This window comes from Thermotoga sp. RQ2, assembly GCF_000019625.1.
In the GTDB taxonomy this organism is placed as follows: domain Bacteria; phylum Thermotogota; class Thermotogae; order Thermotogales; family Thermotogaceae; genus Thermotoga; species Thermotoga maritima.
In genome coordinates, this window is record NC_010483.1 from 146,004 (window position 1) to 160,807 (window position 14,804).

Here is a 14,804-nt window from a genome sequence, read left to right on the forward strand (position 1 = left end):
GCCTCGTCTATTTTACCACCTTTTCTATAGCCTCAATCAGACTGTCCTCCTCCAGACCTACCACAGAAACACCGGGTTTGTCCAGAAGCCTCCCTAACTCTTCCTTGGTGAACATGACAATGTACGGAACGTTCTTGTTTTCACACCGTATTATAGTGTCCCTCTTTGTCCTCTCGCTGGCATCTTTCGCTATGATGATGAGTTTCTTCTTTCTCGGGGCCCTTATATACGCCCTGATACGTTCTTTTCCGAATACGATCTTTCTTGCCTTAACAGCGAATCCAATGTAACTGTAAACTTTCCTTTTTATCTGATCGTCCATACCATCACCTCATTCGGGATATCAGGTACAGAATGAGAGATATCACCACGCTGATGATCAAGCTCGTCATCAAAGGAAAGTAAAAAACGAAGTTTTTTCGCCTTATCACTATATCTCCGGGAAGTTTCCCAAGAAACGGGATCTTTTCGAACAGCACAAGCAGAACACCGAAAACCACAAGGATGAGTCCCATGAGGATCAGAAACTTTCCAATCCCCTGGAACATCTTCATTCCCCCTTCCTGAAACGATCGAACGGGACCTTTATCATCTCTCCCTCCTGATCCGAGAAAAGGGTCACTGTTTTCAGAAACACGTTCACGTTGACCACCCTGTAACGTTTCCCTTCGTACGTTATGGTGCTTCCCTCGTCGGGAATTCCCTTCAGCTCTTTTTCGTAGAAGTCGTACTCATAAGTGAGGCAACAGAGAAGTCTTCGACAGGGCCCGGATATCTTGGCCGGATTGATCATCATCTGCTGTTTTTTGGCGTGCTTCAGTGTGACGCTGGTGAACTCTCTGAGAAATGTGGAACAGCATGTCGGAAGTCCGCACAATCCGAGGCCTCCAAAGAACTTCATCTCATCCCTAACACCGACCTGTCTCAACTCTATCCTCGTTTTGAAGATCTTTGCGAGGTCCCTTACAAGCTCTCTGAAATCAACCCTTCCTTCCGCACTGAAGAAAAAGATGAGCCTCGTTCTATCGAAGGTGTACTTGGCGTAGAGAAGCTTCATGGGAAGACCGTGTTCTTTTATTTTCTGCCTGCAAATCTGGAAAGCATTCCACGCATCTTCTACATTCTTTCTGTACTGTTCTAGATCTTCATCCGTCAGCTTTCTGATGACAGCCTTGAGTTCGTACCCCACCTCGTCTATGACCACTTCCCTGGGAGGTATCAGTACTTTCCCAACTTCAAGTCCGAAATCTCCCAGAACCAGAACGAGGTCTCCTCTCTCGTACTCATCACCGTTGGGTACAGAGTAGTAAATTATCTTACCCTTTGGTATTATCTCCACTCCCACTGCCCTTGCCTTCAGCTCCAAGCGTTGACACCTCTCTTTCTCTCTCTGTGTATCGCGAGAATATTCATCAGAGTGAGTTTGTTGTTCAGATTCGCTATTTTCACCCTGAGAATTGAATCGAGGAAAGACACGCTTTTTTGATCTTCAACGCTTTCCCAGGTGTTTTCGTGAAGGACAATTCTTGTCAGTCTCTGGATCAAAAGAAATGAGTCTTTTCCCGTTATCGTATTGGTTAATTGGTCAAAAAGCGCAAAGAATTCCTTCGATTCCACCTTTGAAAATCTCTCCAGAAGCTCCCTACACGCGAGATAACCCTCGAGTCCTTCTGAAAGGGCTTTCTTTAAGAGTTTTTCCGTCTCCAAAACTTTGAGACTTTCCATCAATCCAGAAAGTTTTTCCGCACCAAGTTTGTAGGCTTCGAAAGCCGTTTTGAAGTCTCTCTCAAGGAGCGGAAGTTCCTCCCAGAAATCGCCTATTTTCTCTTTCACGAGATCTCTGAACTCCTTTGGAACGTTCACAACCACTCTGAACACTCGGCTCTTTATCGTCGGCAGTAGATAATGCCAGTGGCGGGTGTTCAGAACGATCACAGCGTATTCTGGCGGTTCTTCAAGGGTTTTCAAGAACGCGTTCGCCGCCTGCTGGGTCATTCTTTCACAGTCGTGGACTATCACGTACTTTCTCGTGTAGAGTTCAGGGCTGTAGTTCAGGAAGTCCTTTATCGTTCTGATTTCGTCTATACCTATGTTCTCCTCCTCGGGATCTACCTCCAGAACATCCGAGGCCTTCGGGGGAAATTTCTCCACGTACTCGGGAAGTTCAAGGGATACTTCTCTCGGATACGAGAGATCTTCTCCGTTTATGAGAATGGATATTCCTTCAGACTTTTCTATGATCCTTTTCAAAATTTCCAGTTGATCTTTAGCGTACTTTCTGATCAAATCGTTCATGATCTCACCTCGCCTTCTAATTATAACAACCAATGATAAAATCAAAACTGAGGTGAAAGGATGATTCTAAAATTCTTGAATGAAACACTTCCCTGGGTTAGAAAACCGAGTAGATACATAGGAAGAGAAATCAACAGCGTTGTGAAAGATCCAGAGGAGGTTTCCCTCCGGATAGCCCTCGTTTTTCCCGACACTTACGAGGTAGGTACTTCAAACCACGGTCTTGAGATACTGTACCACATTTTGAACGAACAACCGGACGTTTGGGCGGAGCGGAGCTATCTTCCCTGGATCGACATGATAGAGCGCATGAAAGAAAAGGATATCCCCCTTTACACTATGGAGTCCTACACACCACTCTATCAGATGGATGCCGTTGGAATCTCTCTGGAGTACGAACTCTCGTACACCAACGTCATAGAGGTTTTGAAACTCTCCAGAATACCCCTCTTCTTCTGGGAGAGAAAGAGGAAAGATCCCATTGTTCTCGGTGGAGGTCCGTGCTCTTCGAATCCCGAACCGATCTACGGATTTTTCGATGCGATTCTCATTGGTGATGGTGAGGAAGCGATCCTTGAAATCGCTCAGGTGTTGAAAGAAACGAAGGGAGAAGAAAGAGAAACGATCTGGAAAGAACTCTCCAAGATCGAAGGGGTTTACGTTCCAGCGTTCTACGAGCAGAAAGGAAAAAAGATAGTTCCAGTTTCACCGGAATATCCTCAGACCATAAAAAGAAGAGTCGTGAAAGATTTGAACTCCCAACCCGTTCCGGTGAAGAAGATCGTGCCGAACGTCGAATCAGTCCACGACAGAGCCATCATAGAGGTCGCGAGAGGATGCACGAGGGGATGCAGATTCTGCCATGCGAGCGTTTATTACAGACCTGTGAGAGAAAGATCCCTCGAGAACATCCTCGAAAATGTCGAAGAAATGCTGAAAAACACCGGCTATGAAGAAGTATCCCTCCTTTCTCTCTCGACGATGGATCACACTCAGATAGGGGAGATAGTATCCGAACTTTTGAAAAGATACTCAGAAAAGAAGATCGCCGTATCCATACCATCCACGAGGATGGACAGGTTCGGTGTGGAGATCGCCGGGAGAATTGCCTCCGTGAGAAAAACAGGCCTCACCTTCGCACCCGAAGCATCTACACAGCGGTTGAGAAACATTATCAACAAGAACATAAGTGAAGAAGATATCTTCGCAACGCTCGAAGCCGCGAAAAAATCCGGCTGGAGACGTGTGAAACTCTACTTCATGATGGGACTTCCTGGAGAGACGAATGAAGATCTCGAAGAGATGGTCGAACTCTTAGAGAAAGTGAAGAGACTCGGCTTCAAAGAAGTTTCCGCTTCCGTCTCCGTGTTCGTTCCAAAACCGCACACGCCCTTTCAGTTTGCGAGGCAGATCTCTCCTGAAGAAGCGCACGAAAGGATCAGAACACTGAAAAGAGCAAAAAAATTCGCAGAAGTTTCCTATCACGATCCAAGAATGAGTCTTCTTGAAGGAGTTTTCTCAAGGGGTGACAGAAAACTTCTGAATCTCATAGTGAAGGCACACGAACTGGGAGCACTCTTCGACGAATGGAGTGAGATGTTCAGATTCGATCTGTGGGAAAAAGCTTTCGATGAAACGGGAATAGATCCCAAGGACTATCTCAGAGAGATCGATCCTTCTGAAGACCTCCCATGGGACCACATAGACATGGGAGTAACAAAGGAGTTTCTGAAAGAGGAGTACAGAAAAGCAATCAAGGGAGAAACCACAGACGACTGTAGATGGAACAGGTGTTATCTGTGCGGTGTATGTTTTAGATTTGGAGTTAAAAACGTTCTTTTCGGAGGTGAGAGAGGATGATTCTGTTCGGAACGGGTGGAATTCGAGGCGTGATGAGGAAAGGGGAATTCGACGAAGAAACGGTGAAAAGAGCCTCTCTGAGCACCGCCCTCTGGCTGAAAGAGAAAGGCCAGAAAAGCGTGGTGATTGCTTACGACACGAGAAAGAATTCCAGAGAATTCGCAGAGCTGGCCGGCAGAGTTTTCGCCGGTGAAGGTTTGGAAGCCTACGTTTTCCCTGAACCTACCCCGACACCGGTTCTTTCCTTCGCCGTGAGATACGTGAAAGCGGGTGGAGGTGTGGTCGTCACCGCAAGCCACAATCCTCCGGAATACAACGGCTACAAGGTCTACACCTGGAACGGTGTACAGGCGATACCCGAATACACAGACGAAATCACAGAGATATACAAAAAAGTCGATACCTCCCGTGTGAAAGAGGGAGAAATCAAGTTCGTGCCACCTGAAGTGAAAGAGAGCTACATAAATACTGTGCTTGAGCTTGTTTCAAATCTTCCGATGAAGACCGATCTGGATATCGCCTACTCTCCGCTTCACGGAACAGGAGCAAACTACGTGCCTGAGGTCCTGAAGAGGCTTGGATTCAAAGTCAGACTCGTAGAAGAGCAGATGAAACCTGATCCGAACTTCTCAACCGCACCCACACCTAATCCCGAGGAAGATGAAGCGCTTGTTCTTTTGAACAAAAAAGGAGCCACTCTGGGACTCGCCACAGACCCGGACTGCGATAGAGTGGGAGTAGTCTTCAGAGGACGGAGACTCACAGGAAATCAAGTAGGTGTCCTTCTCACGGACTTTCTCCTGGATTATGTGAAGGTGGAAAATCCCCTTGTGATAAAGACGATCGTTACAACGGACATGGTGAGACCGATCTGCGAAGAGAAAGGTGCCTTCCTGGAAGAAACGCCGACTGGATTCAAGTTCATAGGCCACTTGATAGAGGAACACAGCAGAAAGGGTGACAGGAACTTCGTCTTCGGTTTCGAAGAAAGCTGTGGGTACCTTGCAGGAACCCACGCGAGGGACAAAGACGGTGTGGTGGGCAGTGTGCTCTCCGCAATTGCCTTCAGCAACCACGATCCTTACGAGAAGCTCGAAGAACTCTACCAGAAGCACGGGTACTACATGGAAAAGCTCATCAATTTCAAAGTTGAAGATGTCGAAAAAGCGATCAAAATATACGAATCCCTCAAAACTCGCAACGATATCATCGACTACTCAAAGGGTTACGGAAACGTTATTCCAAACGAGACCATAGCCTTTGTCTTTGAAAAATCAAGAATCTTCGTGAGACCTTCGGGAACAGAACCGAAGCTCAAGGTTTACATCCACGTAAGGGGAGATACGAGAGAAGAAGCAGAAGAATTGATCAGGGAGAACGAGAAGAAAATAGAGGAGATTCTGAAACTGTGAGCTGGTATCCCGGTCATATAGAGAAAGCAAAACGGCAGATAAGGGATCTTCTGAAACTTGTGAACACGGTGGTGGAGGTCCGCGACGCGCGGGCCCCCTTTGCCACATCGGCGTACGGTGTGGACTTCTCCAGGAAAGAAACGATCATCCTTCTGAACAAAGTGGACATAGCAGACGAGGAAACAACGAAGAAGTGGGTGGAGTTCTTCAAAAAGCAGGGAAAAAGAGTGATCACCACTCACAAAGATGAACCAAGGAAGGTCCTCCTGAAGAAGCTCTCCTTCGACAGACTTGCCCGCGTTCTGATCGTTGGTGTTCCAAACACGGGAAAATCAACGATCATAAACAAGCTGAAAGGAAAAAGGGCGAGCTCTGTTGGAGCACAGCCTGGCGTTACAAAGGGTATCCAGTGGTTCTCCCTGGAGAACGGCGTGAAGATTCTGGACACACCCGGTATTCTCTACAAGAACATCTTCAGTGAAGACCTCGCAGCGAAGCTCCTTCTTGTGGGAAGCCTACCAGTGGAGAGAATAGAAGATCAGAGGATCTTCGAAAGGGCCTTTGAGATATTCGCTCAAAATGTCAGAATAGCATCATCGTTCAGCGAGTTCTTCGAGGACTTTGCGAGAAAAAGAGGACTCCTCAAAAAAGGAGGAGTCCCCGATATAGAAAGAGCTTTGATGCTTTTTTTCACAGAAGTGGCTCAGGGAAAAGCAGGGTGCGTTTCCTTCGAACGCCCTGAAGATATCACTCCTGTACAACAAGAACAAAATCAAGGGGTTTGAGGACTACCTTCTCTTCATCACTCCACTTTCCGTTCCAAACCCTTCCGCCGGTGATCTCTTTTGGCTCTTTTCCAACATTTGCGGCGACGATGATCTTTTGTCCGTTTCTCTCGTAAGAGTACATGACGAGATCTTCCGTTGTGAGGTTTTCAAACTTTCCGTTGAGGACAAAATCGAGGAACTGCTGGCGCACCTTTATCAGTTTTTTGATGAAGCTCAAGATTCCTCTGTCCGGGCTGTCCCAGTGGAGAACGTAGTGGTCGAAAAATGCGAGTTTCCCGAAAAACTCGTCGGTTGGGGAGAGGACTTTTCTCAGGTTTGGATCCGTGTCCAGCCCCAGGTTCATGGGCTGTTTCTCTCCAATCTCCTGTCCCGTGTTCACATAGGGAATAGAGTTCGGTAGAAAGTAGGTTACAAACGGTGCCAGTTTTTTCATCTTGGAAGCGTACTTTCTTGTGGCAATGCGCGGTGTGTCGGGAGTCTCAACGGAGGCGAGGAAAGGAAGAACGAGCTTTTCGGCGATTTCAGGGAGTTTTCCTATTTCCTCCACTCTTCCCGCAAAGTACCAGCTACTTCCCAGGATCACGTCATATCCCGCTTCCTTCGATACTTTGTCCTTCCCCATGTCCAGCTCCTCTGCGATCATCGCAAATGCGGGATCGTACTCCTTCACGTTCTTTATTATGAGGTCAAGAAGTTCTTTGGGAAGTGCGTGCCCCATATCGAGTCTTGCACCGTCTATTCCGTATTTTTTCTGGTAATGTGGTATCACGCCCGCGAGGTACTCCCAGAGCTCTCTGTTCGGCTCTTTTCCAGGAAATTTGCTCGCCTTTATTACGTCGTAGAGAACGTAGGGAGGCTGGTTCGGCTCGAGAAATCTTTTCGAAGCCTCCGGGTGATCCAAGTACAACCTCAAAAACGTGACATCATCCCATGTAGGTTGTGGATCGTTGATCAAATCGGAAAATCCTGGAGGAGTGATGATTCCAAATTCTTTCACAATCAACTCCAGAATGTTCCCCTCTTCTCTTTTTATTTTCTCCCACTTTTGAGGGTCGATCAGATTCGGAGGAAGTGTGAACTTTTTGAGGTGTCTTTTCACATTTTCTTTGCTGTATATGATCTCGAGTTCATCCTCATCCGGCACCTTGAACGGAAGTTCCTCGGCCCTTGGAGGAGTGTAATCTGCAAGTTCCTCCACCTTTATCCAGTAGAACCAGTCCGGATGTTCTCTTATGAGATCAGAGTCTCTGGAAGCCGTTCTTGGAATGAAATCGAGAATCACTCTGATTCCGAGGATGTGACACGCTTCCACAAAGGCCTTGAACTCTTCATCCACCTTGAAAGGTTCGAGAAGCGGATCGTGGTACCTCTCATCGAGCTCCATTGGATTCTTCACGGAGTACGGTGATGGAGCGTCTCCCTTCTTGAAGAGATCGCTCATTCTACTCACGGGAAGTAAATAGATAGCGTCCGCACCGAGACTTTTGATGAACGGAAGAAGCAGCATCATCTTGAAGAACGTTCCCGCTTCTCTGAAACCAAGAACGTCGTTCTCTTCGTAGTATCCAGAGCCTTTGTGATTGTACGCCGTGGTGGTCCTGGGGAGGGATCCATAAACAACGGAACGCTTAATCCAGTCCGGTGTTTTCTCGCCCTTAAGAAATGAAATAGGCTGGGAATAATCCTGCTCTCTGGACTGATTCAAAATCCAGTCGGTGATCTCGGCTCCGAGTTCGTAAGGATCGACGAAGCACCTGCCGGATTTTTCGTCGAACTTTTTGAAGAAACTCGGTATCCACAGCTTTGGAACTGCGTAGATTCTCTTTCCGGTGGCTTTTTCTTTGCAGTATCGGTTTATCTCTCTCAAAAGCACGATCATCCCTCCTGATTTAATTGATTTCATCATCTATTTTAACAAAACGCAACAAAACACGCAAGACAGAACTTGGTTCTGAGAGTAGTGTAATAGTATAATATTACAGTGAGGTGGTGGTCTTGTGGTTCAAGATCGACTTTCACTCCTCAAAACCCATCTATGAACAAATAAAGGAAAAGATAAAACTTCTGATCCTGTCGGGAAAACTGAAAGAGGGTGAATTTGTGCCCTCCATAAGATATCTTGCGGAAGACCTCGGTGTGAACCTGAACACCGTCGCCCGCGCTTACAGAGAGCTCGTCCGGGAAGGAGTTTTAGAAGTGAGAAGAGGAGAGGGCTACGTCGTCTCAAAAGTAAACTTGGAAAAGATCCGAACACAGCTTGAAACAGAACTCAAGAAGAAGATCGAAGACTGCAAGAAAGCGGGTATTCCACTGGAGAGGATTCTGAAAATAACAGAAGAAATCTACAGAGGTGATGAATGATGATCCTCAAGGTGAAAGATCTCAGAAAGTTCTACGGGGAAAAAGCGGCCGTGGACGGCATCAGTTTCGAAGTGGAAAAAGGAGAGATCTTTGCCATACTCGGTCCAAACGGTGCCGGTAAAACAACGACTCTGAAGTGCATCACAGGTTTGAGAAGGAAAAACTCCGGAGAGATCGAACTGAACGGCACGTTCACTTATCTACCGGAGGAGAAGAAGCTCTATCCGTATCTCAGAGTGAAAGAGATCATCGATCTCTTCGAGAAGATAGGGAAGGACTTCAACAAGAAAAACTGCCTCGAACTTCTCGAAAGGTACAGAATAGACCTGAACGAGAAGGTGACCAATCTCTCGCACGGTATGAGAACTATTCTCTACCTTTCACTCGTTTTCTCTGAGAACGTGGATCTCTACATACTGGACGAACCCACCTGGGGACTCGATCCCCTCGTGCGAAACGAGGTACTCGATCATATAAGGTCCCTCACCTTCGAAGGCAAATCCGTTCTGTACACAAGTCACGTTCTGGCAGAAGTGGAAAAGATCGCAGACAGAGTTGCCATCATGAAGGAAGGAAAGATCATCTTGACGGGAAGCCTCGACGACATAAAGTCCTCTTACAGCCTTGTGGTTTCCAAAGAGGATCTGAACGGTTATCTTCTGAAAACTCTCAAAAGTGGAGAAAAAGTTTACCTTATGAAAAAGGAAGAAGCCCCTGAAGGTGTGGAGATCGAAGAAGCAACCTTTGAAGACATATTCAAAGCGATTGTGAGGGGTGAGAGAAATGATCGTTAAGGAGTTAAAGGACATGAAGGTGAGATTCCTTGTGATGTTCTTCCTCCTTCTTGGAACGTTCGTGCTCCTGGTGGTGATGAAAGATTACACACCGGCCCTCACCGAAATGTTGAAAAACATTCCCGAAGGATTTCTTGAAAAATTCGGTGTCACAGAGGAGTTCATAAAGAAGCTTTCAGAGTGGAATTTCTACATCATCACGCAGTGGTACGGAAAGAACCTCGGACAGTTTGTACCGATACTTGCGATCATAATTGCTTTTCCCATATTTGCAAGAGAAATAGAGAACGAAACGATCGAACTTTTACTCGTGAGGCTGTCCAGAAAAAAGCTCTTCATCGTGAAGTTCTTCGCTCCTCTTGTTTTCACTTTCGTAGCGCTTTTCGTGCTTGCTCTTGTTCCAGTACCTGTGAGCTGGTTCATCGGAGAAAAACTCGATACAGGACTGGTGTTCAAATACTTCCTTGTGGAGATGATAACGACTTACCTGTGGTTTTCCATCACGGTGTTCTTCTCTGTGATCTCTTCAGATCAAGTGCAGCCTCTCATCGCTTCGATTGCTACTCTTGCGGGAACCACCGTCCTTGGCGGATTTGTGAAAACTCTCTCCACTTTGAACACCTACTCCTACGTTTTGAAGGGTGATCTCACACTCTGGCCGTCGCTGATCTACACTTTAACCGGTGTTGTTTTCACTTATCTTTCTTGGAAGAGTTTCAAAACGAGAGACTTCTGAAGGAGGTGTGGAGAATGATTATCACCACCACGGAACAGGTGCCTGGATACAGGGTGAAAGAGATCCTCGGTGTAGTCTGCGGAAACGTGGTGATGTCGAAGCACCTGGGAAAAGACATAGCCGCCGCTTTTAAAACCCTCGCGGGTGGCGAAATCAAGGGCTACACGGAGATGCTCACGGAGGCAAGAAACATTGCACTGGAAAGGATGATAAAAGAAGCGGAGAAACTCGGAGCAGATGCGGTGATAGGATTTAGATATTCTTCGTCCACGATTATGAGCGGTGCTGCGGAGATCCTCGCGTACGGAACCGCGGTGAAACTGGAGAAAATTTAAAGGGGCGGGAACGCCCCTTGATTACACTTCTTCTTCCTCTTCGAGTTCTTCCAGATTTATGTCCTCCATTACTTCTTCACTCGTTTCTTCTGCACTTTCTGTTTCTTCTTTTTCCGCAGTGAGAGGAGCTCCCTCTCTTCCCTCGAGATACGCATTTGCAATGACGGAAGTGATGAGCTTTATGGATCTGATCGCATCGTCGTTTCCAGGGATAACGTAGTCAATGGGATCTGGGTCGCAGTTCGTGTCAACAATAGCCACAATGGGGATTCCCAGCTTGTTCGCCTCTGCCACAGCGATCTTTTCCTTCCTCGGGTCAACGATGTAGATGATGTCTGGAATCTTTCTCATCTCTTTGAGACCGCCGAGGTTTTTTCTGAGTTTTTCGAGAATTCTTCTGATCCTGCTCTGTTCTTTCTTTGGAAGTTCGTCGAGCTTGCCGCTCTGCTCCATTTCTTCGAGTTCGATGAGTTTTTCTATCCTCGATCTGATCGTTTTGAAGTTCGTCAAAAGTCCTCCAAGCCATCTGTTGTTCACGTAGAAGGCTCCACACCTTTCTGCCTCAGCCTTTATGACTCCCTGGGCCTGCTTTTTCGTCCCAACAAAGAGAATCGTTGCACCTTCGCTGGCTTTCTCCCTTACGAAGTAGTAAGCCTCTTCGAGCAACTGCTGGGTCTTCTGAAGGTCGATGATGTAGATGCCTTTCCTCTCCGTGTAGATGTAGGGAGCCATCTTTGGGTTCCATCTTCTCGTTCTGTGTCCAAAGTGAACTCCCGCTTCCAGAAGCTGTTTCATCGTAACAACCGCCACAAAAAACACCTCCACTCTTTTGGTTTTGATCCTCCGCTCCCTTCACACCCACGCCGGCCTTTTCACAGGCACCGAGGGTGGGATCCAGGAGCGTGCGTGATATACACCTTGAGAATTCTACCATTGAAGAGAGGAAATTTCAATTGTTCTTGTTTGAAACCCTCGGGTCCACGATAAACTTCACAACGTAGAAAATCCCGAATACACCGATCAACCCCGTGAGAACCATGAGAACACCGTATCCAGAAAGATCTGCTATTTTACCTCCGATGAGGGGAGCAACGAAGGAAAAAGGAGCGATTGAGAAGTACAGAGACCCCATGTAGAGTTCTTTTCTCTTCCCAGACACGAAATCCAGTGTGATCGCCATGTTTCCAACGTTGTTCGTGGTGTTCACAAGGCCCATCAGAGCAAAGACGGGATAGGCGTGCACCGGTGATGTGGAAAGAAACGCCAGTATGACAGCTGCAGAATAAAAGATCTTGCTGAGAAGGAGATTCAGTTTGTGCCCCTTTCTGTCACCGAGGGGACCGAACAGGAAAGAAGACAGTCCTTGAGAAACGAGAACGATCGCCGTGAAAACCGCTGCCGATTCATCTGGAAGTGAGAACTTCTCCAGCAAATACACCGTGATGAAACCGCTGGACGCAAACATGAAACTCGTGATGATCCTCTCTATCAAAAAGTTCCGGAAATGTCTGTCCAGAAAGACATTCTTCATGTTTTTTATGTAGTTCCATATAGGTTCATCGTCTGGTAGTGTGTGATCCGGCACTTCCCTTGTGAGAGCCAAAAACACGAAGGACACCATGAAGAAGACAAACGCTGTGAGAAAGACGTAACCAAAGTTCACGGGAAACGGGTGGCTCGAGAGAAGCTCTCCGGCGATGGCAGAGCCACCGACTCCCAGCATCGCTCCAAGACCGTTTCCCATGGCAAAGAAGGTGCCTCTTCTTCGTGGGTCTATCACCTTCTCTATCATGCTCATCCAAGGAGGCCCCAGAAATCCCATTGAGAACGTGGCGATCCCAACCATCAGAATGGAAAGGTAAAGAGCCAGTCTTGGAGAAGGAACAGCGAGGTAGAAACTGATCAGAGCCATGAACAGGTAAGGAAGCCTCTCTCCCAGCGTTACCTTGAGAACGAGGTTCAATTTCTTTGGCGATCTCTCCGCGTACTTTGCACCCCATATGGCTGGAATGCCCCAGCCCAGATTCGCGATGGCCGGGATGAGACCCAGCTCCAGATTGGAAGCTCCAAGATTTCTGGCGAAAACGGGAAAGAGCGTGAAAATGGATCCGAGGGTCATCCCAAGACTGAAGAACGCGTAATCCAGTGAGTTCACGATGAAATTCCACCGGTAATCTTTCTCCGTCAGACGTTTCATTTTTTTCTCTCCCGGTTTCAAAGTATGCAGCATAAGATATTCTATCCTAACTTCTCGTTTCAGGAGAGTACGAAACTCCTTAACTTTTCGTAAAGCCGATCCCAGTCTCTTTCTCTCTCCACATACTCTCTGTTTCTTTTGCCGAATTCTGAAGGATTTTCATCGAGGATTTTTCTCAGTGCTTCCTCGAGATTACCCTCTCTGAAAAAGACAGCTCCTTTCGTTTTCTTGAAGGGAAGATTTTCGATATCGACACAGAGGACTGGTTTTCCAGAGGCCATGTAATCTACCACTTTGTAGGAACTCACGGCAGGGTGATCCATCACGGTTTGAGAGAGAGTGAAGAGGAGAACATCTGCCTTCTGAAGAAGGTAGGGAACACACCTTTTTGGAACAGGATCAAAAAAGAACACGTTCTGCAGATCTTTCGCCGTTTCTTTCACAGAAACAAGATAATCCGCCTGAGACGGCCCGACAAAGAGGAACACAAAAAGATCTCTCAGGCTTTTGCTCACTTTTGAAAGTGTTCCTATGAACTCTTTTATCCCCTTATGTTCGACGATGGATCCCGCGTAGACGACCTTTATCTTATCAGCGGGTACTTTTGAAAAGAGTTCATCCACTATCGGGCACGGTTCTGGATCTTCGAAAATCTTCAGATCAACACCGTTGGGAATGTAGATGAAATTTTTTGGTCGAACCTTCAGTCTGTTGAAGTGCTTGGAAAGATCTGGAACAAGGGAAATGATTCCATCTGCTTTCGGATAATACTTTTTGCACATGTGGTCGAAGAGCTTTGAAACTGGATGACGGTAGCTCAGAGAACCAAGTTCTACAAGATCGTCCGGCCAGACGTCTCTGATCTCGATGAAGAACCTTCCACCTTTTTTCTTCACGTAATACCAACCAAGGCTCCAGGAAAACGGGTGCGGAGAAGACGCGATGATGACGTCGTAGTTTCTCTGAACGATCTTCTTTCTTCCATTTCTGTAATAATCGATAGAGGAGAGAAGCCTTGAAAGGGAATTTCCGATATATTCTCTCGTTTCAACAACAATGAAATCCACGCCGTCCTTAGAAAAACTCCATCCGAATGTTTCGCTCCATCTTTTCCCGATGAGATGCGAAAAATCACCGATGTAGATATCCACCTTGTGACCTTCCTTTACGAATCTTTTCGCGAGTTCGAAATGTCTCGTTTCAGCGCTTCCCATCTCTGGTGTGCTCGCGTAGTGATTGAGTACGGCTATGTTCAAGAGGATTCCTCCTTGTAGTAACTTTGATTTTCCAAAAGCTGCTCTTCAGGGACATCTCTCACCACTTTTGCAGGAATACCCATAACGATCTTCCTATCAGGAACATCCTTTGTAACAACAGAGCCAGCTGCTACTAAAGCATCTTCACCTACAACAATACCAGGCAGAATGGTTGCGTTCGCTCCTATTCGTGCACCCTTTTTTAGAGTTGGCCCTTTGAAAAATTTCTTTCTCTTTTCTGTTCTTCCAAGAAAATTATCGTTTGTAAACGTAACTTCGGGTGCAACAAAGCAATAATCTTCTATAGTTGAAAGTGCTGTTATGTAAGCATTTGTTTCTATTTTCACATATCTTCCTATGGTAGTCCTATTCTCGACAGTGACACCCTTTCCTATCACCGTGTAAGACCCTATTTTTACATCTTCCCTTATCACTACAAGATCTCCCACAAACACGAAATCTTCCAGAATGCTTCCCCGGTATATCACACAGTTGGCACCTATAATCACACCGTTCCCTATTTTGAGAGGAGGAAACTCTTTTTCCTCAGTTACGGCAGATATAGCAGACTTGAAGGGAAGTTTTCCGAGAACTGTGCCGTCGAAAATAACGCAGTCGTCACCCACGATCGTTCCTTCTCTGATCACTACGTTGTGTCCTATCATCACATTCCTTCCTATAACCACATCATCTTCTATCACCACGTTGCGACCTATTTTTGCGTTTTCTCCAATTTTGGCCCTGCTTGAAATAAAACTCATAACTTAACC

General features: G+C 46.6%; 16 protein-coding genes. 7 read left to right on the forward strand and 9 right to left on the reverse strand.

The window, feature by feature from the left end; all coding sequences use genetic code 11:
• Positions 1 to 7: 7 nt before the first annotated feature.
• From TRQ2_RS00775 to TRQ2_RS00790, 4 genes are read right to left on the reverse strand one after another with little or no spacing between them, the layout of a single operon-like run.
• Entirely contained in the window at positions 8 to 322 is a 315-nt protein-coding gene (locus tag TRQ2_RS00775; protein ID WP_012310349.1) for a 50S ribosomal protein L7ae family protein, read from the reverse strand.
• Between the two features lie 4 nt (positions 323 to 326).
• Complete coding sequence (locus TRQ2_RS00780; protein WP_012310350.1) at positions 327 to 548, reverse strand: DUF2905 domain-containing protein; 222 nt, start codon at positions 546 to 548, stop codon at positions 327 to 329.
• A 2-nt stretch (positions 549 to 550) separates the two neighbouring features.
• Positions 551 to 1,366 carry a stage 0 sporulation family protein gene (locus tag TRQ2_RS00785; protein ID WP_012310351.1) on the reverse strand — a complete coding sequence of 272 codons (816 nt, stop codon included), beginning with the start codon at positions 1,364 to 1,366 and terminating at the stop codon, positions 551 to 553.
• The gene (locus TRQ2_RS00790) at positions 1,357 to 2,295 is read right to left on the reverse strand and encodes a DNA polymerase III subunit delta' (RefSeq protein WP_011942847.1); all 939 of its coding nucleotides are present in this window, start codon (positions 2,293 to 2,295) and stop codon (positions 1,357 to 1,359) included. Before TRQ2_RS00790 ends, TRQ2_RS00785 begins: the two co-directional genes overlap by 10 nt.
• A gap of 60 nt (positions 2,296 to 2,355) precedes the next feature.
• On the opposite strand from TRQ2_RS00790, the gene TRQ2_RS00795 reads away from it, so the two are divergent.
• The 3 genes from TRQ2_RS00795 to ylqF are packed head-to-tail and all read left to right on the forward strand — an operon-like array spanning position 2,356 to position 6,352.
• The gene (locus TRQ2_RS00795; RefSeq protein ID WP_012310352.1) at positions 2,356 to 4,155 is read left to right on the forward strand and encodes a TIGR03960 family B12-binding radical SAM protein; all 1,800 of its coding nucleotides are present in this window, start codon (positions 2,356 to 2,358) and stop codon (positions 4,153 to 4,155) included.
• Positions 4,152 to 5,567: a phospho-sugar mutase gene (locus tag TRQ2_RS00800; RefSeq protein WP_012310353.1), complete on the forward strand. Its 1,416-nt coding sequence runs from the start codon at positions 4,152 to 4,154 to the stop codon at positions 5,565 to 5,567. The genes TRQ2_RS00795 and TRQ2_RS00800 overlap by 4 nt, the downstream gene beginning before the upstream one ends.
• Positions 5,564 to 6,352, forward strand: a complete 789-nt coding sequence (gene ylqF, locus TRQ2_RS00805; RefSeq protein ID WP_011942850.1) for a ribosome biogenesis GTPase YlqF — start codon at positions 5,564 to 5,566, stop codon at positions 6,350 to 6,352. Before TRQ2_RS00800 ends, ylqF begins: the two co-directional genes overlap by 4 nt.
• Here the strand turns inward: ylqF and TRQ2_RS00810 are convergent.
• Positions 6,315 to 8,228, reverse strand: a complete 1,914-nt coding sequence (locus tag TRQ2_RS00810; protein WP_011942851.1) for a DUF1923 family maltosyltransferase — start codon at positions 8,226 to 8,228, stop codon at positions 6,315 to 6,317. The two genes, ylqF and TRQ2_RS00810, sit on opposite strands and share 38 nt — an antisense overlap.
• A 122-nt stretch (positions 8,229 to 8,350) precedes the next feature.
• Here TRQ2_RS00810 and TRQ2_RS00815 point away from each other — a divergent pair, with 122 nt between their 5' ends.
• From TRQ2_RS00815 to TRQ2_RS00830, 4 genes are read left to right on the forward strand one after another with little or no spacing between them, the layout of a single operon-like run.
• Entirely contained in the window at positions 8,351 to 8,716 is a 366-nt protein-coding gene (locus tag TRQ2_RS00815; protein WP_011942852.1) for a GntR family transcriptional regulator, read from the forward strand.
• The gene (locus TRQ2_RS00820; protein WP_041434249.1) at positions 8,713 to 9,510 is read left to right on the forward strand and encodes an ABC transporter ATP-binding protein; all 798 of its coding nucleotides are present in this window, start codon (positions 8,713 to 8,715) and stop codon (positions 9,508 to 9,510) included. The genes TRQ2_RS00815 and TRQ2_RS00820 overlap by 4 nt, the downstream gene beginning before the upstream one ends.
• Positions 9,511 to 9,523: 13 nt before the next feature.
• Positions 9,524 to 10,246: an ABC transporter permease gene (locus tag TRQ2_RS00825; protein ID WP_148202874.1), complete on the forward strand. Its 723-nt coding sequence runs from the start codon at positions 9,524 to 9,526 to the stop codon at positions 10,244 to 10,246.
• Positions 10,247 to 10,260: 14 nt separating this feature from the next.
• Positions 10,261 to 10,581, forward strand: a complete 321-nt coding sequence (locus tag TRQ2_RS00830) for a YbjQ family protein (protein WP_011942855.1) — start codon at positions 10,261 to 10,263, stop codon at positions 10,579 to 10,581.
• Positions 10,582 to 10,602: 21 nt separating this feature from the next.
• On the opposite strand, the gene rpsB is transcribed toward TRQ2_RS00830, so the two are convergent.
• The 4 genes from rpsB to TRQ2_RS00850 form a co-directional block, all read right to left on the reverse strand.
• On the reverse strand, positions 10,603 to 11,391 hold the full coding sequence (gene rpsB / locus TRQ2_RS00835) for a 30S ribosomal protein S2 (protein ID WP_012310356.1): 789 nt from the start codon (positions 11,389 to 11,391) through the stop codon (positions 10,603 to 10,605).
• 139 nt (positions 11,392 to 11,530) lie between these two features.
• Positions 11,531 to 12,778 carry an MFS transporter gene (locus tag TRQ2_RS00840; RefSeq protein WP_012310357.1) on the reverse strand — a complete coding sequence of 416 codons (1,248 nt, stop codon included), beginning with the start codon at positions 12,776 to 12,778 and terminating at the stop codon, positions 11,531 to 11,533.
• A 59-nt stretch (positions 12,779 to 12,837) separates the two neighbouring features.
• Positions 12,838 to 14,034 carry a glycosyltransferase family 4 protein gene (locus TRQ2_RS00845; RefSeq protein ID WP_012310358.1) on the reverse strand — a complete coding sequence of 399 codons (1,197 nt, stop codon included), beginning with the start codon at positions 14,032 to 14,034 and terminating at the stop codon, positions 12,838 to 12,840.
• A complete protein-coding gene (locus tag TRQ2_RS00850; RefSeq protein ID WP_012310359.1) occupies positions 14,031 to 14,795 on the reverse strand; it encodes an N-acetyltransferase in 765 nt (254 codons plus the stop codon). The genes TRQ2_RS00845 and TRQ2_RS00850 overlap by 4 nt, the downstream gene beginning before the upstream one ends.
• Between the last annotated feature and the right edge of the window lie 9 nt (positions 14,796 to 14,804).

What these genes read in the sequence shown, in the direction of transcription:
- TRQ2_RS00790 (WP_011942847.1), bottom strand. Translation starts at nt 2,295, where the DNA reads ATGAACGATTTGATCAGAAAGTACGCTAAAGATCAACTGGAAATTTTG.
- TRQ2_RS00800 (WP_012310353.1), top strand. Translation starts at nt 4,152, where the DNA reads ATGATTCTGTTCGGAACGGGTGGAATTCGAGGCGTGATGAGGAAAGGG.
- TRQ2_RS00820 (WP_041434249.1), top strand. Translation starts at nt 8,713, where the DNA reads ATGATGATCCTCAAGGTGAAAGATCTCAGAAAGTTCTACGGGGAAAAA.
- TRQ2_RS00825 (WP_148202874.1), top strand. Translation starts at nt 9,524, where the DNA reads ATGAAGGTGAGATTCCTTGTGATGTTCTTCCTCCTTCTTGGAACGTTC.
- TRQ2_RS00850 (WP_012310359.1), bottom strand. Translation starts at nt 14,795, where the DNA reads ATGAGTTTTATTTCAAGCAGGGCCAAAATTGGAGAAAACGCAAAAATA.
- TRQ2_RS00795 (WP_012310352.1), top strand. Translation starts at nt 2,356, where the DNA reads ATGATTCTAAAATTCTTGAATGAAACACTTCCCTGGGTTAGAAAACCG.
- TRQ2_RS00780 (WP_012310350.1), bottom strand. Translation starts at nt 548, where the DNA reads ATGTTCCAGGGGATTGGAAAGTTTCTGATCCTCATGGGACTCATCCTT.
- TRQ2_RS00775 (WP_012310349.1), bottom strand. Translation starts at nt 322, where the DNA reads ATGGACGATCAGATAAAAAGGAAAGTTTACAGTTACATTGGATTCGCT.
- TRQ2_RS00830 (WP_011942855.1), top strand. Translation starts at nt 10,261, where the DNA reads ATGATTATCACCACCACGGAACAGGTGCCTGGATACAGGGTGAAAGAG.
- TRQ2_RS00840 (WP_012310357.1), bottom strand. Translation starts at nt 12,778, where the DNA reads ATGAAACGTCTGACGGAGAAAGATTACCGGTGGAATTTCATCGTGAAC.